Here is a 25,029-nt window from a genome sequence, read left to right as displayed (position 1 = left end):
TTACTTTCTTTGGCAAGACAAAGAAAGTGAGTCAGCCCCGACAGGGGATGAAAGAAAGGCAAACCACCAACACCAAAACAAAAAACCCAAAACAAAAATCAAACCTTCAAAACCACAACCCCCAACGGCGGCAGCCGCAACACCAACGATTGCCCCTGCCCATGCGCCGCCACGTGGTCCACATCCACCGCCCCGCCGTTCCCGAAATCGCTGCCGCCATACACGGCAGCATCCGTGTTCAGCACCTCCCGCCACTGCGTGGCCCCGTCCGCCGGTGGCACGCCAATGCGATACCCCTCCCGCGGCACCGGCGTCATATTCGCCACCACGAGCATCGGCCGCCCTTCGCCATCCAGCCGCAGGAACGCAAACACGCTGTTGGTGCGGTCATCGCCAATCACCCAGTTGAACCCTTCCGGCGCGGTGTCCCGCGCATGCAATGACGGTTCGTTCCGGTACAGCGCATTCAGGTCATGCACGAGCCGCTGCACGCCACGGTGCCGCGGGTCGTCCAACAGGTGCCATTCGGGCGAGGCATCGTGGTTCCATTCGCCCACTTGCCCGAACTCGCTGCCCATGAACAGCAGCTTCTTGCCCGGGTGCGTCCACATGAACGCGAGGTACGCGCGCAGGTTCGCCAGCCGTTGCCATTCATCGCCGGGCATCTTGCCGAGCAGCGAGCCTTTGCCGTGCACCACCTCGTCGTGCGAGATCGGCAGGATGAAGTGCTCGGAGAACGCGTACACCAGCCCGAACGTCATGCCGTCGTGATGGTGCTGGCGGTACACCGGGTCGCGCTGCATGTAGTGCAGCGTGTCGTGCATCCAGCCCATGTTCCACTTGTAGTCGAAGCCCAGGCCGTTGAACTCGACGGGCGCGGTCACGCCGGGCCACGCGGTCGATTCTTCGGCGATGGTGATGGCGCCGGGGCAGCGTTCGTGCACGACCGTGTTCATTTGCTGGAGGAACGCCACGGCCTCCAGGTTTTCGCGGCCGCCGTAGCGGTTGGGTACCCATTCGCCGGCGCGGCGCGAGTAGTCGCGATAGAGCATCGACGCCACGGCATCCACGCGCAGGCCGTCGATATGGAAGCGCTCCAGCCACTCCAGCCCGCTGGCGATCAGGAAACCGCGCACTTCGTTGCGGCCGAAGTTGTAGATGAGCGTGTTCCAGTCCTGATGGAAACCTTCGCGCGGGTCCTGGTGTTCGTACAGCGCGGTGCCGTCAAATTGCGCCAGCCCGTGCGCGTCGGTCGGGAAGTGCGCGGGCACCCAGTCGACGATGACGCCCAGGCCAGCCTGGTGGCAGCGGTCGACAAAGCGCGCAAACGCCTCCGGCGCCCCAAAGCGCGCAGAGGGCGCAAACAGCCCCAGCGGCTGATAGCCCCAACTGCCGCCAAACGGATGCTCCGCCACCGGCAGCAGTTCAATGTGCGTGAAGCCGAGCGCCGTGACGTACGGGATCAGCCGGTCGGCCAGCTCGTCCCATTGCAGGTTGCGGCCGCCGTCTTCCAGATCGCGCAGCCAGGAGCCGGCATGCACTTCATAGATGCTGATGGGCGCGTCGGGCTTTTGGCGTTCGGCGCGCGTTTGCATCCACGCGTCGTCGTTCCAGCGCAGCGGCGCCGGGTCGGCCACCACCGAGGCGGTGGCGGGCGGCGGTTCGGTCTGGCGGGCGGCGGGGTCGGCCTTGACCATCAGCCGGCCGTCGGCGCCGATCAGTTCGAACTTGTAGCGCGCGCCGGGGCCGACGCCCAGGCCGCTGGGCAAAAACAGTTCCCACACACCGGCCTGATGGCGCAGGCGCATGGGGTGGCGACGGCCGTCCCACTGGTTGAACTCGCCCACCACCGACACACGCTGCGCATTCGGTGCCCACACCGCAAAGCGCACGCCGCTGATGCCGTCGATGCGCATCGCCTGCGCGCCCAGGCAGCTTGCCAGCGCCCAGTGCGTGCCCTCGTTGAGCAGATGCAGGTCCAGGTCGCCCAGGAGCAGCCCGAAGGCGTATGGGTCTTCGGTTTCCTGCACGGCTTCATGGCCGGTGCCCGCAGGCCAGATGATGCGCAGACGATACAGCTCCGGATGGCCATACACGTCCTGCGCATCGGCACGCAGCGGGCCGTGGAACAGCCCCGTGCGGCCGACCGGCGTCATCTCCGTGATGATCTGGCCGCGCGAGTCGATGGCCTGCACGCGGCGTGCGCCCGGGTAGAAAGCGCGCACAACCCAGCGCGCGCCGTCGTCGGTGTCCAGGCGATGCGGGCCCAGCACGGCAAACGGATCGCCCAGACGGCCATGCGTGAGCGCATCCACGCGCATCTGGTCGACGCCCGGCGGCAGCACGATCGGCGCCTCGGGTTCGGTGGCGGTTTTGGTTGGGGTGGCAAAGTCGAGCGCGGTCACGGTGGGCCTCCGGTCGAGTCTTCCGCAGCAGGCGGTGGTGGCTCTGCATGCAGCAGGCGACGTGCCACCCGCGTGAAGCCTTCCAGCGGAATCGGCAGCCAGGTCGGGCGGTTGGATGCTTCGTAGTTGACCTCGTACGCGGCCTTTTCCAGCAGGAACAGATCGAGCAGGTGAAGATCGACCACGGGCTGGTCCACCGCGCTCAGATCGGGCCCGCGAATGGCGGCCGCGTACGCCTCCAGGAAGCGTTCGGTGGAGGCAGCGCGGAAGCGTTCCAGCAGGATGTCGCGGCGTTCCTGCGCGGGCCCCGCCACGTGTTCGGGGCTTTGCCGCATGGCACCCACCACGTAGTCGAGCGAGCGCATCAGCCCGGCCACGTCGCGCAGCGGGCTGGTCTTGCGCCGGCGTTCCTCGACAGGGCGCGAAGGTTCGCCTTCAAAGTCGATCAGGAAGGCATCGCCCTGTGCTACCAGCACCTGGCCGAGGTGGAAATCGCCATGGATGCGCGACAGCGTGGCGCCAAGGCCGTCTTCGGCATGCGTGCGGGCGGCGTCGAGCAGTGCCTGATGTTGCGACAGCAGCCATTGCACGTCGGCTTGCAACGCGCTGTCGGGGTTTTGCCGTTGCCATGCCGTCAGGTTGTCGTGCGCGCGGGTGAGTTGTTCGCTCACGCGGGCAATCCAGTAGGCGGCATCGTCGGTGTCGGCAAGGCGCGCGCCGAAGTTCGGGTCTTCGGTGGGCGCCGCCAATGCGGCATGCAATTCGCCCAGCCGCGTGCCGATCACGCCGATGAAGTTGACGTAGCCGGCCAATGCCTCGTCGGTATCCACGCGCGCTTCCGAGACGGCGACCGGAGACGATTCGCCATCGCCCGTGGTCACGCCTTCCATCTGTACGGCCAGTTCGTCGATGGTGCGCCGCAGGTAGTCGAGCGCCCACGTCCACGCATCGCCCTGGTTGGGAACGAAGCTCTGCATGACGGCCAGCGTGGCGCGTTCGCCGTCGGCAGCGTGGTGAGACACCTCGCCGATCAGCGCCGCCGTGTTCGCATAGCCCACGCGCGTGAGGTGGCGCGTCATCTCCACTTCGGGGTGGATGCCCGGCGCGATACGGCGGATCAGCTTGACGATGACGGACTCTCCAATCACCAGCGAGCTGTTCGATTGCTCGGCCGCCAGCCACTGGATGGGCGTGTCCGGTGCCAGAGGCAGCGGCGCAGGCCGCTTGCTGCCGGCTTCGGGCGCCTCGGCAGGTTGGGCCAGCTCCGCGAGGTTCGGCTCGGGCTCGAAATGCACGGTGCCGTCATTGGCTTCCAGCGTGGTGCCGCGCACGAGGTTGGTGAGCAGCGCGCGGGCGAAGGTCTCGGTGGTGAAGGCGTCGGTCAGGTAGCCGACATGGCGGCCGCGCCGCACGCGCGCCAGCGCCAGCTGGATGGGCAGGGCCGGCAGCGTTGACGATTCCCAGGCGATGGACAGCGGCAGCAGGTAGCGCTCGACGCGCTCGGTGCCGTCGGGGCTGCCCAGCGTGACGGCCACTTCGTTGAGGAACACTTCGGGCCGCGTCGCCCCGGCCAGCGGGCGGTTGGTGGAGGCGGCATCTACCGGCACGGTCGCGCCCCACGCAAACTTCGCGCTACGCAGCACGCTGTCCTTGGCGGCAAACCAGCGGCGTTTGGGCAGATACGTCGGCAGGATTTCGCGTTCGATCAACTGACGGTGTGCCTCGCGCTGCCGCGTGTCGGCCACCGCATCGAGGCCGGCGCGCAGCACCAGCGTCGTGAACTCGGGCAATTGCTCGGCGGCCGGTTGCGCCCAGGTCGGCCCCGGCTCGTTCTCGCGCAGCTCCAGCCAGTAGAAGGCGTACGGCGGCAGCGTGAGCAGATACGACAACTGCCCGATGGGCGGAAACGCCGTCCCGCCGATCAGCTCCACCGGCACCCGCTGCGCAAAGGCGGACAGGTCCAGCTCCACAGCCTGCGAGGCGCGGGAGAGATTGGCCACGCAGAGGATGGGCGCCTCGCCCTCCAGCGCGCGGATATACGCCAGCACCTTGCGGTTCGAAGGCTGCAGGAACTGGATGGAACCACGCCCGAACACGCGATGCCGCTTGCGCGTGGCCAGCAGCCGGCGTGTCCAGTTCAGCAGCGAATGCGCGTCGCGGCTTTGCGCTTCCACGTTCACCGATTCATAGCCGTACAGCGAGCCCATGATGGCGGGCAGCACGAGCTGTTCGGGGTCGGCGCGCGAGAAGCCGCCGTTGCGGTCGGGGGACCATTGCATCGGCGTGCGCACGCCGTCGCGGTCGCCCAGATGGATGTTGTCGCCCATGCCGATTTCGTCGCCGTAGTACATGACGGGCGTGCCGGGCATGGAGAACAGCAGGCTGTTCATCAGCTCGACGCGGCGGCGGTCGCGTTCGAGCAGCGGTGCGAGCCGGCGGCGGATGCCGAGGTTCAGGCGCGCACGGCGGTCGCTCGCGTAGACCTCCCAGAGGTAGTCGCGCTCGGCGTCGGTCACCATTTCGAGCGTCAATTCGTCGTGATTGCGCAGGAAGATGGCCCATTGGCAGCCGGGCGGCACCTCCGGCGTCTGGCGCATGATGTCGGTGATCGGGAAACGGTCTTCACGCGCGATCGCCATGTACATGCGCGGCATCAGCGGGAAGTGGAACGCCATGTGGCATTCGTCGCCGGCACCGAAGTATTCCTGCGTGTCTTCCGGCCATTGGTTGGCCTCGGCCAGCAGCAGGCGGTTCTTGAATTCCCCATCCATGGCCGCGCGGATCTTGCGCAGCACTTCGTGCGTCTCGGGCAGGTTCTCGTTCGACGTGCCTTCGCGCTCCACGAGATACGGCACGGCATCCAACCGCAGACCATCCACGCCGAGGTTGAGCCAGAACTTCATCACGCCGATCACGGCCTTGAGCACGCGCGGGTTGTCGAAGTTGAGATCGGGCTGGTGCGAATAGAACCGGTGCCAGTAGTACGCATTGGCCACCGGGTCCCACGTCCAGTTGGAGGGCTCGGTATCGATGAAGATGATGCGCGTGCCGGCGTATTTCTTGTCGTTGTCGGACCACACGTAGAAGTCGCGCAGCGCAGACCCCGGCTTGGCGCGCCGCGCGCGCTGGAACCACGGGTGCTGATCCGACGTGTGGTTGATGACCAGTTCCGTGATCACGCGCAGGCCCCGCGCATGCGCTTCGGCAATGAAGCGGCGCACGTCGGCCATGGTGCCGTAATCGGGATGCACGCCGCGGTATTCGGCGATGTCGTAGCCGTCGTCACGGCGCGGCGATGGGTAGAACGGCAGCAGCCAGATGACGTCCACGCCCAGCTCGGCAATGTAGTCGAGCTTGGAGATCAAGCCGGGAAAGTCGCCGACACCGTCGTTGTCGGAATCGCAGAACGATTTGACATGCAGCTGATAGATGACGGCGTCCTTGTACCAGAGCGCGTCGTCCACCAGCAGCGCGGTCGGATTGCGCGTCATGACGGGTTTTCCTCCGAAGGCAGGGCCGGGCGCACGCGCCAGATGGCAAACGGCTGCTCGGGTTCAAGGCGGATGTGCTGCCACTTGCCGCGCCAGACCGTGCGCTGGCCGTTGACCAGGTTCTCGGCCATCAGCGCGCCGTGGTCGGGCAGGCCCCATTGCCACAGTGGCAGTTCGATGTCGGATTCGTGCGCGTGGTGCGGGTCGAGGTTGATGGCGACGAACACCGTGTTGTCACCAAAGCGGTCCGGCGACAGGGCGTTGGCCAGCTCGGTCTGCGAGGTTTCCAACCGTGCGGGCAGCACGGGCGGCGTCGATTTGCTGAAGAACAGGATCTGGTCGCCCGAGGCCGGCTGGAAGGTCACGCCCAGATGCGAGTGCAGCGCCGGGTTGGCGCGGCGGATGCGGTTGAGCAGGGCGATTTCCTTGACGATGTTGCCGGGGCGGTTGTGGTCCCACGCACGCAACTGGTATTTCTCGGAGTCGAGGTACTCCTCCTTGCCGGGCACCGCGGCGCCTTCGCACAGCTCGAAGCCGTTATAGACCCCCCACAGGCCCGACAGCGTGGCCGCCAGCGCCGCACGAATCAGGAAGCCCGGCCGGCCCGAGGTCTGCAGGAACACCGGGTTGATGTCCGGCGTGTTGACGAAGAAGTGCGGGCGGAAATATTCACGCACCGGCGTGCGCGTCAGCTCGGTCAGGTAATCGATGAATTCCTGCTTGGTGTGCCGCCACGTGAAGTACGTGTACGACTGCGAGAAGCCGACCTTCGCCAGCCGGTACATCACCTTGGGCCGCGTAAAGGCTTCCGACAGGAACACCGTATCCGGATAGCGCGCACGCACCTCGCCGATCATCCATTCCCAGAACGGCAGCGGCTTGGTGTGCGGGTTATCGACGCGGAACAGGCGCACGCCTTCGTCCGCCCAGAACATCACCACGTCGCGCAGCGCCGTCCACAGGCTGGGCTTGGCGTCGTCGGCATAGAAGTCGACGTTGACGATGTCTTCGTATTTCTTGGGCGGGTTCTCGGCGTATTTGATGCTGCCGTCGGGGCGCCATGCAAACCAGCCGGGGTGCTCGCGCAGCCAGGGGTGGTCGGGCGAGCATTGAATGGCGAAGTCCAGCGCCAGCTCCAGCCCCTTCTCACGCGCGGCGCGCATCAGACGGCGGAAGTCTTCCAACGTACCGAGCTGCGGATGGATGGCGTCGTGTCCGCCTTCGGCAGCGCCAATCGCGTACGGGCTGCCGGGGTCGTCTGGCTCCGCGCGCAGGCTGTTGTTGCGGCCCTTGCGATTGGTGCGGCCAATGGGGTGGATGGGCGGGAAGTACAGCACGTCGAAGCCCATGCCGCGGATGGCGCCCAGGCGGCGGATCACATCGTCGAAGGTGCCGTGCCGCTGTTCGTCATCCGACGCCGAGCGTGGGAACAGTTCGTACCAGCTTGCGAACGCTGCGCCGGCGCGCTCCACGTCGAGCGGGTACGTCACGCTTTCGACATAGAACGGCCGGTAGTGCGAGGCCTGCGCCATCACCTGCGCGGTCACCGGGTCCAGCAGCAGCTTGAGACGGTGCGCGTGATCGGCTTCCGCCAGCAGTCGGGCAAGCTTGTGCAGCGCGTCGGCAGCGGCGTCCTGGGGGGCGTGCTCGGCTGCCTGTGCGACCAGCCGCGCGCCTTCTTCCAGCTCCAGCGTCACGTCGACACCGGCCGTGTGCTTCTTCTCGAGTTCGGAGCGATAGGTGCCGAAGGCATCGCGCCATGCGGCAACGGCGTACACGTGCCGCCCCAGCCGTTCCGGCCGGAATGCGCCGCGCCAGCGGTCGTTGCCCAGGGCCACCATCGGCACGTGCTGCCAGGGGTCTTCATCCTGAGCGCGCCACAGCAGGTGGACGGCCAATTTGTCGTGCCCGTCCATCAGCACGTCGGCCTCGACGACGATGTCGTCACCCACCAGGCGTTTGACGGCAAAGCGTCCGTCTTCAACGGAGGGCTGCACCTGTTCGATACCGATGCGCGGTGCGGCAATGGCAGCGTTGACGGGGTCCTTCGCTTCGCCGGCCTTGGCGCGCGGGCTCCTGGCCGGCTTGCCTGCGGCGGGCGTGCGCACCGGGGCGTTGCGGAAGACGCGCCAGACCTGCACGTCGCCGGGCAGCAGATCGATCTCCGCCAACGGACGCGCATTGGCACGCAGCGTGTCGTCGCAACTGCCGACCGGTTCCGTCAGCAGATCGAGCGCCACGCCGCGCGTAAAGCCGCCGGCCACGCCGGGCAGGAAGTGGTCGGCATGCACCGACACGCCCATGTACAGGTCGGGATTGATGACCGTCAGTGTGGCGGCATCGCCTGCGCGCAGGTCCGGGCCGTCGGCGCGCAAGAGCGCGGTGGCGGGCGCGTCGGGGCCCGTCAGCATGCGCAGTTCGGCGTGCGGCGCGACGGTATTCGTCTGGCGTGCGGCGCGGATGGTCGCATTCACATCGCGCACCGCGTCGCTCAGGTCGAATGCGGCATGCGCGTCGATCCATTGCTGGTCGGAGGGATCACCGCGCTCGGCCAGCATCGGCAGCAGTGCGCCGCGTTCGAAGCCCAGCGGCATCAGCCAGCCGGCATCGAGCGTGTCCGCCACGTGCAGGAGACGGCGGTAGGCGCGTTCACGGATCATCGCGTCGCCGAATGCCTGGCCGTAGCGCGTGCCGAACGGCGCTTCCACCGTGGCGATGGGCGGTGCGACGGCGGCCAGGCGCGCGTGCTCTTCCACCATCCAGCCGGCGCGGAAATCCCACCAGCGCAGCGACGAAAACGTCGCGTCAAAGCCGACACCGGCCAGTGCATCGATGGCCGCGCCGTCCATGCCGGGCGTCCACGCGAGGAAGCGGACGGCAGCGGTCTCCTTGCGCACGTCGACAATCAACGTGCGCCAACGTTCGGCAGGCAGACGGCCCGGCGCTTCGCAGCGGAATCCGCCGATGCCCAATGCGGCCCAGTTGCGCAACTGCTGCGTCCACCATGTGAGGATGGCGTCGGCGGTGCGCGGGTCGTCGTGCCGGAAGGAGGCGACCTCCAGATGCGACGGCGGCAGGCGTGGGTCGAGCGCGTCGCCGTCTTCGGCGTGGCTGGCGAACCAGTCTGGGTGGTCGGCACGCAGCGGCGCGTCGACGGCAACGCGGTCGATTACGAGGTCGAGCAACAGCGTCAGCCCGCGCGCGCGGCACCCTTCGGCCAGCGTGGCGAGCGCGGCGTCGGCCGGCCCGCCGCCCAGTGCTGCATGCAGTTGCGCATGGTCCCGCGTGACGAAGACGTTGCCGGCCGCACCCACGGCAAACGGCGGCGCCATCAACACATGGTCAAAACCCAGTGCGGCGATGCGATCGAGCACGCCGTCCCACCGGTCGAGCCTGCCCAATTGCAGCGGATGGACGTAGCAGATGGCGGGCGCATACGGAGCTTCCACCGCAGCCGGCGGCCCTTCGGCGGGCGGCGCGGCCGGCTTCGTGACCGATTTGGCGTTGCTGCCGGGCGGCTTGGCCGCCTTCAGTGCGGCAGTGGTTTTACGAGGCGTAGCGGGCTTGGGCGACTTGGTCTCTGGCATGCGTGAAAGCGGGGCAGGGCGTCAGGCGCGGTCAGGCACGGATTTTTTCGGCACTGGCGGCGCGCGCCACCGCGTGCGCTCGGATCTCGTCGGACAGCGCCGTCGAGCGTCGCCGCGCCGGCGTACGCACAGGTTGGTCGGGGCGGGGCGTGTGCACAACGTCCGGTGCGACGGGCGTCTGCACCAGCGCCACAGCGGGCATGGGCGTGGCGGCCGGCACCAGCGTGCGGTACAGCGCGATGTATTCGCGGGCAGGTTGCGACCAGCCGAAGTCGGTCGTCATGCCGTTGTATTGGAGGATGCGCCACGCCTGCGGCTGGGCGAAGACGTGCAACGCGCGCTCCACGGCGGCGACCATGGCGTCGGCGGTGTCGCCGTCGAACAGGAAACCTGTGGCGCCGTGCATGGCGGCTTCGGGCGAGCCGTGGTCGGTGATGGTGTCCATCAGGCCGCCCACGCGCGAGGCGATCGGCACGGTGCCGTAGCGCATCGAGTAGAGCGGCGTCAGGCCGCACGGCTCGAAGCGGCTGCCATGCAGCAGGATATCGGCGCCGGCGTGCAGCAGGTGGGCATAGGCCTCGGTGTAGCCGATCTTGGCGGCCACCTGGCGCGGATAGCGCGCCGCCAGTTCCGCCATGCCGGTCTCGTATGCGTGTTCACCGCAGCCGAGCACGGCTACCTGCAATTGCGGGTTCGATTCCAGCAGTTGGGGCAGCGCCTGCAACGTCACGTCGGCCATCTTTTGATGCGTCAGGCGGCTGCCCAGGGCCAGCAACGGCGCCTTGGCGTCTTCCGGCAGGCCAAAGCGCTGCTGGAGCACGCGCTTGGCGGTGTGCTTGCCGCTCAGGTTGGACGCCACAAACGGCTGCGGCAGCAGCGGATCCTTCGAGGGGTTCCACACATCGTTGTCGATGCCGTTGAGGATGGCGACCAGATCCTGCTGTCGCGCGCGCAGCAGGTCCTGCATGCCGCAACCCGCCGTGTCGGTCAGGATTTCGCGCGCATAGGCGTGGCTCACGGTGGTGATGCGATCAGCCCACAGCAGGCCCGCCTTCAGGAAGCTGAACTGGCCCCAGAACTCGGCTTCGTGCGCCGCATCGGGCGGCACGCCAATGTCCGGCACCACGTGCATCGGGAAATTGCCCTGGAACGCGAGGTTATGGACGGTAAAGACCGTCTTCACCGGCACCTGCGCCCGCTTGACGAACAGCGGTACCAGCCCGGCATGCCAGTCATGCGCCTGCACGATGTCAGCGCGATGCACGCCCGGCACGCCCCCGGCCACGCGCGCAGCCGCCTGGCTGAACGCCGCAAAGCGCAGCGCGTTGTCTTCATACGGCTCGCCATGTGCATCCAGATACGGATTGCCCGGCCGCGCGAACAGGGCCGGCGCGTCGAACAGCAGGACCGGAATGCCTTGCGCACCCATGTGTCCGCTCAACAGGCGCGCCCGCCCGCCGGGCAGGTCGGTCCACTCGCACACCGTGCGCGTGTGCTGCAACTGCGTGATGGCGTCGGGATAGCCCGGCAGCATCACGGTGACTTTCATGCCGGCGCGTCGAAGCGCGCTCGCGCACGCTCCGACCATATCTCCGAGTCCGCCGGTCTTGGCCAGCGGCACAGCTTCAGAAGCGACGAAGAGAACGTTCAGCGACAAGGTCATGCTCCCGGGGGAATTCGCCTGCCGGGCCGTCATCCAGCTGCATGAACAGTGGAGGGCGCCGATGCGCGGCGGAGGTTTGCGATCGACCTCCTCGCGCAAGACCTATGCCAGTCAGACAGACGCTGACAAGACGGTGGCTCGTCGCTCACGCCGCCTAGGCCGGACGTGATGTGTGCGCTGCGATAACACGTGCAGCGTGTGCAACCTGCGGGTGCGATGTGTAATTTCGTCTATGCGCGCACGCGCACGTTGCAGGCATGCGGCGCTTCGGGCGCGCGGCGCTCGGTTGCCCTGGCAATAGAAAAAAACAATCGGTAAAATCATATCAATCAACTTGTGCAATGCACCGATCGACGATACGATCCACTCCGTTGTCAACCAAGCAACCCAACCGAAAACCACTATGTCGCTGATCAATACTCAAGTCCAACCGTTCAAGGCCCAAGCGTTCCACAACGGCAAGTTCATCGAAGTCACGGATGAGTCGCTCAAGGGCAAGTGGTCCGTGCTGATCTTCATGCCGGCCGCGTTCACCTTCAACTGCCCGACCGAAGTGGAAGACGCAGCGGACAACTACGCTGAATTCCAGAAGGCTGGCGCCGAGGTCTACATCGTCACGACCGACACGCACTTCTCGCACAAGGTGTGGCACGAAACGTCGCCGGCCGTGGGCAAGGCACAGTTCCCGCTGGTGGGTGACCCGACGCACGCGCTGACCAACGCATTCGGCGTGCACATTCCGGAAGAAGGCCTGGCACTGCGCGGCACGTTCGTGATCGACCCGCAAGGCGTGATCAAGACGATGGAAGTGCACGACAACGCCATCGCCCGTGACGTGAAGGAAACCCTGCGCAAGCTCAAGGCTGCCCAGTTCGTCGCCAACAACCCGGGCAACGTGTGCCCGGCCAAGTGGAACGAAGGCGCCAAGACGATCAAGCCGTCGCTGGACCTGGTCGGCAAGATCTAAGTTGTAAGGCTGTTTGCTGCAGACATGCAGCGAGAAAAAACGGCCGGCTCTGCCGGCCGTTTGCTTAAGGGCGCAGGCATGCGCCGCGCCCTGTCACTGAATCAAAACGAATAAAGGAAGTCGTCATGCTGGATGCTGATGTCAAGGCCCAACTGAAGGCCTACCTCGAACGCCTCGTGCAGCCCATTGAGCTGGTCGCCAACGTCGATGACAGCGAGGGCTCCCGCGACATGATGGACCTGCTGCGCGACGTGGCCGAGCAGTCCAGCATGATCGTGCTGACCGAACAACGCGATGCCGCCGAGCGCGCACCGTCGTTCCTGATCCGCCGCACCGGCGCGGATGTGAGCGTGCGTTTTGCCGCCATCCCGACCGGCCACGAGTTCACCTCGCTCGTGCTGGCGCTGCTGCAAGTGGGCGGCTATGCGCCCAAGCTGGAAGCCGACGTCATCGAGCAGATTCGCAATATCGAAGGGGATTTCCGCTTCGAGACCTACATGTCGCTCACGTGCCAGAACTGCCCGGACGTGGTCCAGGCGCTGAACGTGATGTCCGTGATCAACCCGCGCATCCAGCACGTCGCCATCGACGGCGCGCTGTATCAGGGCGAAATCGAGGCACGCCAGATCATGGCCGTGCCGACCGTGTTCCTGAACGGCGAGACGTTCGGCACGGGCCGCATGGGCGTGGAAGAGATCCTCGCCAAGATCGACACCGGCGCTGCCGCGCGTGATGCTGAAAAGCTGGCCGCCAAGGAAGCGTTCGATGTGCTGATCGTCGGTGGTGGCCCGGCCGGCGCGGCGGCTGCCGTGTACGCGGCCCGCAAGGGCGTGCGCACTGGCGTGGTGGCCGAGCGTTTTGGTGGCCAGGTGCTCGACACGCTGGGCATCGAGAACTTCATCTCCGTGCAGGAGACCGAAGGGCCGAAGTTTGCCGCCGCGCTGGAGCAGCACGTGCGCCAGTACGACGTCGACATCATGAACACGCAGCGCGCGGTCAAGCTCACGCCGGCAGACAAGCCGGGCGGCCTTGCCGAGGTGACGCTGGCCAACGGCGCGGTGCTCAAGGGCCGCTCGGTCATCCTGTCGACCGGCGCACGCTGGCGCAACGTCAACGTGCCGGGTGAGCAGGAGTACAAGAACAAGGGCGTGGCGTACTGCCCGCACTGCGATGGCCCGCTGTTCAAGGGCAAGCGCGTGGCCGTCATCGGCGGCGGCAACTCGGGCGTGGAAGCGGCCATCGACCTCGCCGGCCTGGTGAGCCACGTCACGCTGCTGGAATTCGCCAGCGAGCTGAAGGCCGATGCTGTGCTGGTGCGCAAGCTGCAAAGCCTGCCGAATGCGACCATCGTCACCAACGCGCAGACCACCGAGATCACCGGTGACGGCCAGAAGGTCAATGGCCTGCGCTACAAGAGCCGCGTCGATGGCGTCGAGCACACGGTCGCGCTGGAAGGCGTGTTCGTGCAGATCGGCCTGGTGCCCAACACCGAATGGCTGGACGGCGCGCTCGAACGCAATCGCTTTGGCGAGATCGTCGTCGACGCACGCGGCCAGACCAGCGCGGAAGGCGTATTCGCTGCAGGCGATGCGACCACGACGCCGTACAAGCAGATCATCATCGCCACTGGCGATGGCGCGAAGGCCGCACTGTCGGCGTTCGATCATCTGATTCGCGTGCCGCTGGCGGAAGCTGCCTGAAGCTGAACTGGGCCGTACCCGTACCGAGCCGGACTTCGCGACAAGCGGGTCCGGCTTTTTCTTTGGTGCCCAGGCGTTCAGCCGGCAGCCGACTGCAGCGCCTGCGCACGCGCTGCGCACATCTCGACAAGGCGATCGCGCAGCGCACGCCCCGCGCTGTCGAGATCCGGTCGTGCAAACAGCGCGAGTTCCAGCCCCCCGATCTCCGGAAAACCATCCGCAGCGCCGAGCACGCGATGCCCGGCCTGCACGGTGCTGGCCGGCAGCAGGCTCACGCCCAGCCCCGCGCTGACAGCAGCACACAGGCTCGCTAGGCTCGGGCTCGAATACGTGATGCGCCACGGCTGGCCGATCGATTCCAGCGCATGCAGCATCTCTTGCCGATACAGCGCGCCCACTGGAAACACCACCAGCGGCAACGCAGGTTGCGATGGCCCGAGCGGCAGCGTGTGCGGCCGCTCGGCGCTGTCGATCCAGCAAACCGGCTCCGCCCAGCGCGCATGGCAGTCGCTGTCAGTCCCCCATTGCTTGACGAGCAGCATGTCGAGATCGCCGTTGCGATACAGACGCAGGAGGTGGTGAGAGAGGCCGCTTTCCACTTCCAGCCGCAGCCGGGGGCGCTCGCGTGCAAAGCTGGCGATGAGCGGCATCAGCGCGCCGCTGCCGAGGTCTTCGGGCACGCCCAGCCGCAGCACGCCCCCGGTGTGCTCGGGGCTGAGCGCCTCGCTCGCTTCGTTGGCCAGGCGCAGCAGGCGGCGGGCGTAGCCGAGCAGGCGGTCGCCTTCTTCGGTGGGCAGCACCTGGCGCTGGCTGCGGTCGAGCAGGCGACAGTCCAATTGCTGCTCCAGCCGCAGGATCTGCTGGCTGACCGTCGACTGCGTCAGATGCAGATGCTCGGCCGCCCGGGTGAAGTTGCCGGTATCCACGACCGTGACAAAGCTGCGCAGCAAGAGAAGATCAATCATTTGAAAATCCACTGAACATCATTTCACTATTTAATTTGAACATGTTTAGGGGCGCAACCATAATCGACCCGCAATTTCGTCTGTGGAGAACCCCGATGTCCGATGAGCAGTACATGCGTGAGGCGGTGGAGCTTGCGCGCGGTAACGTCAACGCCGGCGGATTGCCGTTTGGCGCGGTGCTCGTGCGCGACGGCAAGATCGTGGCGCGTGCCGTGAACGAGGTGCGCGCCACCCACGATCCGACCGCCCATGCCGAAATGCAGGCGATCCGCCAGGCGAGCCGTGCGCTGGCCACGCCGGACTTGCGCGGCGCGGTGATGTACGCGAGCGGCCATCCGTGCCCCATGTGCTTTGCCGCGATGCACCGCTGCGGCATTCGCGCGGCGTACTTTGCGTATTCGAACGAAGATGGCGCGCCCTTCGGCATGTCGACCGCCGCGCTGTATGCCGAGATGCGGGGCGCACCGGAGCACGGCGAGTTGCAACTGCGTTCGTGCCGGCCCACGGGCGAGCAGGGCCTTTACGAAGCATGGCAGGCACGTCAATCGTGAGCGACGTGGCCGCACAGGGCACCGCCGCCGAGGTGTCACCTCATACCGTAACTCCGTCGATGCGCGCTGATGCCGGTTGGCTCGGCGTCGTGGTCGTGGTTGCGCTTGGAATGAACCTGCGGCCGATTCTCACGACCATCGGGCCGCTGCTGGCAGAAATTCGCGCGGGCACGGGGCTCGGCTTGCAGGGCGCTTCGCTGCTGACCGTGATTCCCGTGCTGTGCATGGGCAGCGTCGCCCTGTTCCTGCCCTGGCTTGCGCGCTGGCTGCCCGAGCATCGCGGTGTGGCATGCAGCCTGCTGGCCATTGCGGGCGCATGCCTGTGGCGATTGTGGGCTGGGCACGGCGGCGCCTTGATCGCAAGCGCCGCGCTGGCCGGCACGGGCGTGGCGATTGTCCAGGCGCTGGTGCCGGGCCTCGTCAAGCGGTGGTTTCCGCAGCGTGTGCCGATGGCGCTGGGCTTGTATTCCGCCTCGCTGATGGCCGGCGGCGGTATCGCGGCGACGCTCAGCCCGCGCATTGCACACATCGCAGATTGGCATGTCGGTCTCGGCGTGTGGGCGCTGCCGGCGCTGGCAGCCCTTGTGTTGTGGACGACGGCTCGGCCGCGTGAGGCCGCCGCACCCGCGCAGCGCGGACCAGTGCTCAATTTCTTCGGCAACCGGCGCGCATGGCTGTTGGCCATTTACTTTGGCGCGGCCAACGGCGGCTACACCAGCATGATCGCGTGGCTGCCGATGTTCTACCGTCAGCTCGGCTGGAGCGCGCAGGACGCAGGCAGCCTGATCGGCCTGATGACGATCTTCCAGGTGATCGGCGCATTGGCAGCACCGCTGCTCGCGCGCCGCTGGCCCGATCGCCGCCCGTGGCTGGTGGTCGTGCTGGTCTTGCAGCTCGTCGGCATGGTCGGCTTGATGCTCGCGCCGCAAACCGGCACCACGCTGTGGGTTGCGCTCATTGGCGGTGGGCTCGGCTCGATGTTCTCGCTGTGCCTGACGCTTACGCTGGATCACCTGCCCGATGCGCGCGCTGCCGGTTATTTGGCGGCGTTCGTGCAAGGCATCGGCTTCATCATCACGGGGATCATTCCCTACGCAGTTGGCTGGCTGCGCGAGCTGACGGGCGGTTTTCAATTGCCGTGGTCGCTGCTGATTGCCATCGTGATCGCGTCGATGGTGACGACGTTGCGCTTTGCCCCCAGCGGCTACGCCCCCGCGATCGGACCGGTGTAACGCGCGGGCTGCGCGGGTGACCACGCCCCAGGAGGGTCCTTTCACGGTCCGCAAAGAAAACGCTTGTAATGCGAATCATTCGCATTTATAGTGTGTCCATCGACAGCGCTGCAGCCGATGGATTCGCTCCCAGGGCACATCTTCCAAGGCACGGCGCATCGAACCGAATTTCGCTGCGCGCCCGCTGCTTCACGGGCCGGCGCCCGGCAACCGATCTTTTGTGGGGACCGCTCTGACACACAGAGCGTTTGGCAGTAGCAAGCCGCCCGACAGTCGGGAAAGCACTCAGACCCCGCTTTCCCGACTGCGACTTTCCGGGCTGCCAGCCATGCCGTTTTTTTTCTTCAAGAACTCAGCGACCGGCGTGCATGCGTGCAACGTAGCCGTTTTGGGTTCTCGCCCGCTGTAACGCCCCGCCTGCTGTACCCAAATCTCGCCCCAACGAACGCCATGCCAAACTCGACCGACCTGCGCCGGGCCGGGCTCAAAGCCACATCGCCGCGCGTCAAGATTCTGGAAATCCTCACCGCCGGTACGGAGCACAGCCGCCACCTGAGCGCGGAAGATGTGTACCGCCAGTTGCTCACGTCGGAACTCGACATCGGCATCTCGACGGTCTATCGCGTGCTCAATCAGCTGGTGGATGCCGGCGTGCTGTTGCGCCATACCTTCGAGGCCGGCCATGCGGTGTATGAGCTGAACGAGGGCGCGCATCACGATCACCTGATCTGCCTGACGTGCGGTCGCGTGGAAGAGTTTCACGACGACGCCATCGAGTCGCGGCAGGAGCGCGTGGCCAACGAGCGCGGCTTCGTGCTGCGCGATCACGCGCTGGCGCTCTACGGCGTCTGCCCTGCGTGTCAGGCAAGTGCGGGCGTGTCCGGCGCGATAGGGTTGAATGCCTGATGTGACCCGGTAACTTGCTGAAACAGTATCGACGGGATCATGGCGAAACTCACCGCGCGCTCGGGGTTCCAACTCCCTGTTATTCAGGAGATGCCGATGCAACGCCGTCTGAAGTCCGAAGATGAACTCAAGACCTTGCTGGCCCGCTGCGTCCAGCAACATCCCGAATGCGCACAGTGCCAACTGCGCGCGATGTGCATTCACCGCCCCGATCACACCGGCTGCAACTGGAGCGCCGAATTTGATTTTCCCGTGGACGACGATGCCGCCGCCATTCGCGGCCTGTCCGTCGCCAAGCGCCTGCTGACCCGCGCCCGCACGCAGTACAACGTGGTGCCGGCCCGGTAACTGCGCTGCTTATCCCTTCGCCTGGCGGGAGATCCGCTCCAGCAGCGCGCGTGCGCTTTCGCCGTGCCCCTGCTGTGCCAGCAGGCGCGCATTCAGCACGAGATTTTCGAGGACCAGCTTGGCGATGCTCGCGGTGAGCGAGACGATCACCTCGTCCTGGCTGAAGTGGGCATTTTCCATTTGCGTCAGCTGGCGCGACACCAGCTTGCAGACTAGGTCGCGCAACATCTGCTCGTCGAAGGGCAGGTTGGCGAAATCCACCGGGTCTTCCTTCTCGACTTCCGCAATCAACTGGACCAGCAACTCTTCGGTCATGACGCGTCCCCCGTTCAGGTTTGGACCAGTCTACGCCTGCGTTGCGCAAAAACAAAACGGGCCCGCGTGATGCGAGCCCGTGAGTGTTGTGGCGTTGCGTCGGCTGTTATTTGCGCCGCACGAAGTGGATCGGCTGTTCGACCGGGGTGGCGGATGACGATTCACCTGAGGCGCAGCCGCTGCAACCACTGCCGCATGCGCTGCCCGACAGCGGATCGGAGTGGCAGGAAGGCGCCTCGCCCGGCGTGAGCAAGCGCTGCCCGAAGGCGCGCATCCAGCCCGGCCGCGACGGCCGATCACACCAGCCTGCCACGCGCGCCGCCGTGCGGGCACGCATCGCCGGCGCATAGCGGCCGGTCAGCGACAACGCGCTCAGCGCCACGACGGTGGCGACAACGCCGGTTTCGACAACGTGGTACACGCTCATGTCAGCACCCGTGCGATCTGGTAGGTGGCGAAAGCGGCCAGGTAGGCCAGCGCGAAAAGGTAGCCGGCGGTGCCCGCCATGACCTTCCACGAGTTGGTCTCGCGGCGGATGGTGGCCAGCGTCGAGATGCACTGCGGCGCGTAGACGTACCAAGCCAGGAAGGCCAATGCCGTGGCCAGCGACCATTGCTGCGAGATGATCGGCGCCAACTGCGCAGCCGCATCTTCATGCGTTGCCGACAGCGAGTACACCGTCGCCAGCGCGCCCACGGCCACCTCACGTGCCGCCATGCCTGGGATCAGCGCAATACACATCTGCCATGTGAAGCCGATCGGCGCGAACACGACTTCAAGCGCACGGCCGATCATCCCGGCAAAGCTGTAATCGATGGCCGGCAGCGTGGCGTTGGCCGGCGGTGCCGGGAACGTCGAAAGGAACCACAGCACCACCATCATCTTGAGGATGACCGTGCCGATGCGGCGCAGGAAAATGCGCGCCCGTTCGACGAGGCCGACGATCAGGTTGCGCACGCTGGGCAGGCGGTACGACGGCAATTCGAGAATGAGCGGGTGCTCGTTGCGATCGCGCTTCAGGTACTTGAGCACATAGGCCACGACCAGCGCCGACACGATGCCCGCCATGTACAGCCCGAACAGCACCAGCCCCTGCAGATTGAACAGGCCCCACACCTGCCGCACCGGGATGAAAGCACCGATCAGCAGTGCATACACGGGCAGCCGCGCCGAGCAGGTCATCAGCGGTGCCACGAGAATCGTCACCAGCCGGTCGCGCGGATCCTGAATCGTGCGCGTGGCCATCACGCCGGGAATCGCGCACGCAAAGCTCGACAGCAGCGGAATGAACGAGCGCCCCGACAACCCCGCGCCTGCCATCAACCGGTCGAGCAGGAAGGCCGCGCGCGGCAGATAGCCCGATTCTTCCAGCGACAGGATGAAGAGGAACAGGATCAGGATCTGCGGCAGGAACACCAGCACGCTGCCCGTGCCGGCGATGATGCCGTTGACCAGCAGGCTCTTGAGCATGCCGTCGGGCATGACGTTGCCGACCCACACGCCCACGGCTTCCACGGCACCCTGAATGCCGTCCATGAGCGGCTGCGCCCACGAGAACACGGCCTGGAACATGAAGAACATCAGCACGGCCAGCAGCATCAGGCCCAGCACCGGGTGCAGGACGATACGGTCGAGCCGGTCGTCCAGCTCGGCCGTGCTGCGCGGCATGGTCACGGCGGTATCGAGCAGCCGCTTCACTTCAACGTGCGGATCCGCATCGGCCGGCAGCCCGACCGGCACGGCCGGCAGCTGTTCGTGATCGATATGGGCAACAAGGTCGGCCGCGCCATTGCGTTTGATGGCCACGGTCTGCACCACGGGCACGCCCAGGGCGGCTTCCAGCTTGGCGCGGTCGATGCGGATGCCGCGCCGCTCGGCCGCATCGACCATATTCAGCGCCAGCACCATCGGCAAGCCCAGGCGCTGCAGTTCCAGCACGAAGCGCAGGTGCAACCGAAGGTTGGTGGCGTCGACCACGCAGATCAGCATGTCGGGGCGCGACTCGCCGCGGAACGTGCCCAGGCAGATATCGCGCGTGATGGCCTCGTCCGGGCTGGTGGCGACCAGGCTGTAGGCGCCGGGCAGATCGAGAATCTGCACATGGCGGCCCGATGGGGCGGTAAAGCGGCCTTCCTTGCGCTCGACCGTCACGCCCGCATAGTTGGCGACCTTCTGGCGGCTGCCCGTCAGCAGGTTGAACAGCGCGGTCTTGCCGCAGTTGGGGTTGCCAACCAGCGCAACGCGCAATGCGGGGGTTGAAGCGGAGGAGGAAGAAGCGTGCATCTGCATGAAGCCGGATAAGCGGAGCCGTAAAGCTGCGGCAATAGGAGGCGGGCTATGCCGCCTCGCGCACCTTTGCGGGCGAGGCCGTTTCGGGCGCGGTGATGGTGGCGGCGGGTTGCGTGGCCGGTTCGGCGCGCACGCGCACGCGGGCAGCCTCCTGGCGGCGCAGTGCAAAGCGGGTAAAGCCCACCTGCACGACGAGCGGGTCGCCGCCGAACGGGCCGACGGCCACCACGCGCACCTCTTCGCCCGTCACGAACCCGAGTTCGCGCAGGCGTTGGCTGATGGGATCGGCGGGTTCACGGTCTTCAACGTGATCCACCACCGCCGTCGCCCGGCGGGAAAGCTCGGAAAGCCGCATCGTGCGTGATCGTTAACTTAACGTGGTACAGCAAAGAAGCTAAATGCGAATCGTTTTCATTATAACGCAACATCCCATGTGACGGGCTGCGGCACCCGGTCGCCAGGATGGATATTTCGGAGGACGGGTTGTTACGGATCCGGGCGTTGTGCAGAAGGCACACGCGGAAGGGGCGAGCGACCAAATCCGCTGCCCATGCAGGGTTTTTCCCAAATTACCCTATCCTGGGTATTGGCCTGACCGGGGGCCTTGCCTATCCTTCAACTGCGCTGAACTTCCCCGTTCAAAGCGTATTCTTGAAGCCACCGGATACCGCTATCCGGTGGCTTTTTCTATGGGCGCGTGCCCCCGCAGCGACCTGCTCCAAACGGTGCCGACGCTGCGGCCCTGGACGTGTATCGCGGTCGGCCAAGGCAGCGGCAACGACAGTTGGCGCGCCACACTGCATACACTGCCATCACCCCTCGCGCGGCCTGCCACGCCGATTTGCGGCCGGGTCGACTACAGACTATCCACAAGTTGCGTGCGATAGGAATTGCAAGCAAAATGCTTGCGCACTGCGTCAGCCGTCAGCCGGCACGATGCCGCAACTGCATCGTGCGCCGAGGGATGGTCCTTGAGCCGCGCATCGTGCAACCGCAGAGTGCATCCGCTCTCCACATAAGGCTCTACCGGTCATTCAAGTGCCGAAGCACGCTCTCTTTCCCACCACGTTGCGCGGCCGCTTGCTCGCCTTGGCCGCGGTGGCCGCCTTGCCGGCCATCGTCGTGGCGATTGCCGGTGTGGCGCTTTACCGTGACCGGCTCAATGACCACCTTGCCCAGCACCTGACCCACGAAACCGAGGCCGCCGCTGCGCGCGTCGGCATGGTGCTCTCCAACGCCAATACGCTTCTCTCCGTGGTGCTTGCCGACGATTCGGCGCTGCGCATGGAGCCGCAGGAGTGCAGCAGTTTCGTCAACCGCGTCTTCCATAATCAGAGCGAACTCGCGAACCTCGGCATCATCGATGTGCACCGCAAGCTGGTATGCACGCCGGACACGGCGAAGCTTGGCATCGATCTGTCGGACCGGCCTTACCTGAACGAGATCCTGGCGACGGGGCGGTCTTCCTTGTCGACGTTCGTGACCGGACGCGCCTCCAGCCAGGCGGTCCTGATTTTGGCGCGGCCGATGGCAGGCGGCGACGGCGCCATCCGCGGCGTGGCGTATGCGGCCGTACGGCAAAGCGCGCTGATTGCGGCCGCCATTGAAGGCGTGCCGGAAGCGCCAGTCTATCTGGTGGATGCGGACGGCAACGTGCTGTCGAATCACGGCACCTTGGCTGCGGCGCAGGTGCCGGCCGTCGTGCGCGGGCCGCTCCTGGCTTCGGCGGGGCAGCAGCCCGGCGAGCCGCTGCTGCTGGACGACACCGACGGCGTGCGCCGCGCCTATGCCGCCATGGTGGTGCCGCATGCTGCCGGCGGGCATTTGCGCATCGTGCGCGGCGTGGATGCCACCGACATCGTTCGCCAGCAGCGCAACGTGACGCTGGCCGGCGGGGGCGCCATTCTGCTGATGGTCGTGATGCTGCTCGCGCTGATCCAGATGGCGCTGCGGCGGATGGTCATGCCGCGCATCGACGCGCTCGTCGACGCCGCGCGCCACTACGCAACGGGCGATTTTTCGGCGCGCGTGCCCGAGCACGGTGCCTCGCGCGATGAACTCTCGCTGCTGGAGCGCACCTTCAACGAAATGCGCGCCGCCATCCAGCGGCACGACGCCACGGTCCACCGCCTGACCGAACGCTTCCAGCGCGTGGCGCGCGCGACCAACGACTGGATCTTCGACTGGGATATCGCGACCGGCGAGTCCTGGGCCAACGCCAGCCTGCATCGGCTGCTGGGCAGCGATGCCCTGCTCGGCCAGGGCGACGACGATGGCACCGGGGGCGGCACCTCGCGCACGCTGACCTTCCACCAGTTCGTACATCCGGACGATGTCGATGCCTTCGCCCAGGAGCTGCGCGCCGTACTGAATTCGGACCGTGACAACTGGCAGCACGTCTGTCGCGTGATCGACGCCAATCGCGCCACACGCACGGTGGAAATTCGCGCGAGCCTGTATCGCGATCAGGACGGCCGCGCCGTGCGCATGGTCGGCGGGGTGACCGACATCTCGCAGCGCTCCGCGATCGAGCAGGAACTGCGCAGCAGCGAAGCGAACCTGAGCGTGGCGGAGCAGATTGCGCTCCTCGGCAGTTGGCGCTGGGATGTGCTGCGCGACTCGACCACGTGGTCGTCGGGCATGTACGTGTTGACGGGCATGCCGCCCGGTGCGCCGCCGGCCTTCGCCCAGCAGGCGCAGTTCTTTACCGCCGACAGCTATAACCGTCTGCGCGACGCCGCGAGCCGCGCCGTGACCGAAGGAGAGCCGTACTCGCTGGAGCTGGAGATGATCCGCCGCGACGGTGAGCACCGCTGGGTGCTTTCGCGCGGCAACATCGAGCGCAACGAGCGCGACGAGGTCATCGCGCTGTTCGGCACCATGCAGGACATCACCGAGCGGCGTGAATCCGACGAGCAACTGCGCCTGCTGCGCCGCGTGGTCGAATCGGTGCCGTCGGGCATTACCGTGGCCGACGCGCAGCAGCCCGATCTGCCGATCGTGTATGTGAACCCCGGCTTCGAGCGCATGACGGGGTATCGCGCAGAAGAAGTGCTGGGCCGCAACGCGCGCTTTCTGCATTCGTCCGAGCCTGGGCAGCCCGCGTTGAACGAGGTGCGGACCGCGCTGCGCGACGAGAGCGAGATCCGCGTGCTGCTGCGCAATTTCCGCAAGGACGGCCACGCGTTCCTGAACAACTTCCTGCTCTCGCCGGTGCGCGACGCCAAGGGCGCGGTGACGCACTACGTCGGCATCCAGGACGACGTGACTGAGCAGGAGATGACGCGCACGCGCCTGGCCCAGCACGCCACCATCGACCCCCTCACGGGGCTGCCCAACCGCACGCTGTTGGCCGACCGGGTGCAGCAGTCGGTGGAAATGGCCGCCCGCCAGCGCAGCCGCTTCTATGTCGCGCTCGTCAACATCGATCGTTTCAAGGTCGTCAACGACAGCCTCGGCCACCTGCTGGGCGACGAGGTGCTGCGCCGGGTGGCCGAGCGCCTGCGCGATGCCGCCGATACGGTGGACACCGTGGCACGCTTTGGTGGCGACGTGTTTGCATTGGTGATCTCGCACGCCGGTTCGCGCGGCGTCGACTTCGGCTTTGATCTGTTTGCCGAGCCGGTGCGCGTGGAAGGGCACGAAGTGTTCGTGACGGCAAGCATCGGCGTGGCCGAATATCCGGCGCACGGCGCCGACGCCGATAGCCTCATCCGCCATGCCGAAATGGCGATGTACTACGCCAAGCAGAACGGCCGCAACCGCCTGGAATTCTTCGCGCCGGAAATGGATATCGGCGTGTCGTACCGGCTGAACCTGGAGCACCAGATTCGTGCTGCGCTGGAGCAGGGCCAGTTCCGCTTGCTGTACCAGCCGCAGATCGACACCAAAACCGGCCGCGTGTGCGGGCTGGAAGCGCTGATCCGCTGGATTCATCCGACGCGCGGATTGCTGCCGCCGGCTGCGTTCATTCCGGTGGCCGAAGAGAGCGGGCTGATCGTCGAGATCGGCAACTGGGTCTTGACTGAAGCCGCGCAGCAACGCGCCGAATGGCACAAGCGCGGCCTGGCGGATGACCTGACGCTCGCGGTGAACGTGTCGCCGCTGCAGTTCAAGCGCGGCACCGTGCTGCCGACGCTGCTCAAGCTGCAGCGCCAGTACGGCCTCGGCTCCGGCTTCCTTGAATTGGAAGTGACCGAGTCGATGCTGATGGAAGGCACCGAACGCACGATCGAAGACCTCACGGCCATTCGCCAGCTTGGCGTGCGCATTGCCATCGACGATTTCGGCACGGGGTATTCGAGCCTGGCGTATTTGAAGCGCCTGCCGATCGACCTCATCAAGATCGACCGTGCCTTCGTCAAGGACATCGATCGCGATTCGAACGATGCCGCCATCTGCACGACCGTCGTGGTGCTCGCCCACAACCTTGGCGTGAAGGTGTGTGCCGAAGGCGTGGAAGATGCTGCGCAATCGGCCTTCCTGGCCTCCCATCAATGCGATGTGCTGCAGGGCTATTACTTCAGCGAGCCGCTGTTGCCTGAGGCGGTGACGGCCTTGCTGGAACGCGACACGCGCTTCACCGTGTAAGGCAGCGCTGCCGCTGCGGC

Annotated in this window: 16 protein-coding genes; 7 read left to right on the top strand and 9 right to left on the bottom strand. The window is 66.2% G+C overall.

What is annotated here, in order from left to right; genetic code table 11:
• Positions 1-98: 98 nt before the first annotated feature.
• The 4 genes from glgB to glgA are packed head-to-tail and all read right to left on the bottom strand — an operon-like array spanning position 99 to position 11,146.
• Positions 99-2,405 (bottom strand): 1,4-alpha-glucan branching protein GlgB, encoded by a 2,307-nt coding sequence (gene glgB, locus ABIC76_RS03590; RefSeq protein ID WP_354532997.1) that lies wholly within the window; start codon positions 2,403-2,405, stop codon positions 99-101.
• A complete protein-coding gene (gene treS / locus ABIC76_RS03585) occupies positions 2,402-5,896 on the bottom strand; it encodes a maltose alpha-D-glucosyltransferase (RefSeq protein ID WP_354532996.1) in 3,495 nt (1,164 codons plus the stop codon). The genes glgB and treS overlap by 4 nt, the downstream gene beginning before the upstream one ends.
• Positions 5,893-9,483, bottom strand: coding sequence for a maltotransferase domain-containing protein (locus ABIC76_RS03580; protein ID WP_354532995.1), 3,591 nt, complete (start codon positions 9,481-9,483; stop codon positions 5,893-5,895). The genes treS and ABIC76_RS03580 overlap by 4 nt, the downstream gene beginning before the upstream one ends.
• Before the next feature lie 31 nt (positions 9,484-9,514).
• On the bottom strand, positions 9,515-11,146 hold the full coding sequence (gene glgA, locus ABIC76_RS03575) for a glycogen synthase GlgA (protein WP_102065859.1): 1,632 nt from the start codon (positions 11,144-11,146) through the stop codon (positions 9,515-9,517).
• 403 nt (positions 11,147-11,549) lie between these two features.
• Between glgA and ahpC the strand changes: the two genes are divergently transcribed.
• Both ahpC and ahpF read left to right on the top strand, forming a co-directional pair.
• Entirely contained in the window at positions 11,550-12,113 is a 564-nt protein-coding gene (gene ahpC, locus ABIC76_RS03570) for an alkyl hydroperoxide reductase subunit C (protein ID WP_004627987.1), read from the top strand.
• A gap of 125 nt (positions 12,114-12,238) precedes the next feature.
• Positions 12,239-13,813, top strand: a complete 1,575-nt coding sequence (gene ahpF / locus ABIC76_RS03565; protein ID WP_354532994.1) for an alkyl hydroperoxide reductase subunit F — start codon at positions 12,239-12,241, stop codon at positions 13,811-13,813.
• A gap of 77 nt (positions 13,814-13,890) precedes the next feature.
• Here ahpF and ABIC76_RS03560 read toward each other — a convergent pair whose 3' ends face one another.
• Positions 13,891-14,778 carry a LysR family transcriptional regulator gene (locus ABIC76_RS03560; protein WP_102065861.1) on the bottom strand — a complete coding sequence of 296 codons (888 nt, stop codon included), beginning with the start codon at positions 14,776-14,778 and terminating at the stop codon, positions 13,891-13,893.
• A 95-nt stretch (positions 14,779-14,873) separates the two neighbouring features.
• On the opposite strand from ABIC76_RS03560, the gene ABIC76_RS03555 reads away from it, so the two are divergent.
• From ABIC76_RS03555 to ABIC76_RS03540, 4 genes are all read left to right on the top strand, one after another.
• Positions 14,874-15,329 (top strand): nucleoside deaminase, encoded by a 456-nt coding sequence (locus ABIC76_RS03555; RefSeq protein WP_354532993.1) that lies wholly within the window; start codon positions 14,874-14,876, stop codon positions 15,327-15,329.
• Positions 15,308-16,561, top strand: a complete 1,254-nt coding sequence (locus tag ABIC76_RS03550; RefSeq protein WP_354532992.1) for a CynX/NimT family MFS transporter — start codon at positions 15,308-15,310, stop codon at positions 16,559-16,561. The genes ABIC76_RS03555 and ABIC76_RS03550 overlap by 22 nt, the downstream gene beginning before the upstream one ends.
• Positions 16,562-17,011: 450 nt before the next feature.
• Positions 17,012-17,467, top strand: coding sequence for a ferric iron uptake transcriptional regulator (gene fur, locus ABIC76_RS03545; RefSeq protein ID WP_354532991.1), 456 nt, complete (start codon positions 17,012-17,014; stop codon positions 17,465-17,467).
• 96 nt (positions 17,468-17,563) lie between these two features.
• On the top strand, positions 17,564-17,815 hold the full coding sequence (locus ABIC76_RS03540) for a hypothetical protein (RefSeq protein WP_102065863.1): 252 nt from the start codon (positions 17,564-17,566) through the stop codon (positions 17,813-17,815).
• Positions 17,816-17,824: 9 nt separating this feature from the next.
• On the opposite strand, the gene ABIC76_RS03535 is transcribed toward ABIC76_RS03540, so the two are convergent.
• From ABIC76_RS03535 to ABIC76_RS03520, 4 genes are all read right to left on the bottom strand, one after another.
• Positions 17,825-18,130 (bottom strand): hypothetical protein, encoded by a 306-nt coding sequence (locus ABIC76_RS03535; RefSeq protein ID WP_004627974.1) that lies wholly within the window; start codon positions 18,128-18,130, stop codon positions 17,825-17,827.
• Between the two features lie 106 nt (positions 18,131-18,236).
• Complete coding sequence (locus ABIC76_RS03530) at positions 18,237-18,557, bottom strand: DUF6587 family protein (protein WP_102065864.1); 321 nt, start codon at positions 18,555-18,557, stop codon at positions 18,237-18,239.
• Positions 18,554-20,419, bottom strand: coding sequence for a ferrous iron transport protein B (feoB, locus tag ABIC76_RS03525; protein ID WP_102065865.1), 1,866 nt, complete (start codon positions 20,417-20,419; stop codon positions 18,554-18,556). Before feoB ends, ABIC76_RS03530 begins: the two co-directional genes overlap by 4 nt.
• A 46-nt stretch (positions 20,420-20,465) precedes the next feature.
• A complete protein-coding gene (locus ABIC76_RS03520) occupies positions 20,466-20,774 on the bottom strand; it encodes a FeoA family protein (protein WP_102065866.1) in 309 nt (102 codons plus the stop codon).
• Positions 20,775-21,457: 683 nt separating this feature from the next.
• Here ABIC76_RS03520 and ABIC76_RS03515 point away from each other — a divergent pair.
• Positions 21,458-25,009: an EAL domain-containing protein gene (locus ABIC76_RS03515; RefSeq protein ID WP_354532990.1), complete on the top strand. Its 3,552-nt coding sequence runs from the start codon at positions 21,458-21,460 to the stop codon at positions 25,007-25,009.
• Positions 25,010-25,029: the final 20 nt, after the last annotated feature.

The organism is Ralstonia sp. 1138 (assembly GCF_040544795.1).
GTDB classification, from domain to species: domain Bacteria; phylum Pseudomonadota; class Gammaproteobacteria; order Burkholderiales; family Burkholderiaceae; genus Ralstonia; species Ralstonia flatus.
The sequence above is the reverse complement of the archived record's forward strand: the minus strand, read 5'-3'. Positions and strand labels throughout refer to the sequence as shown.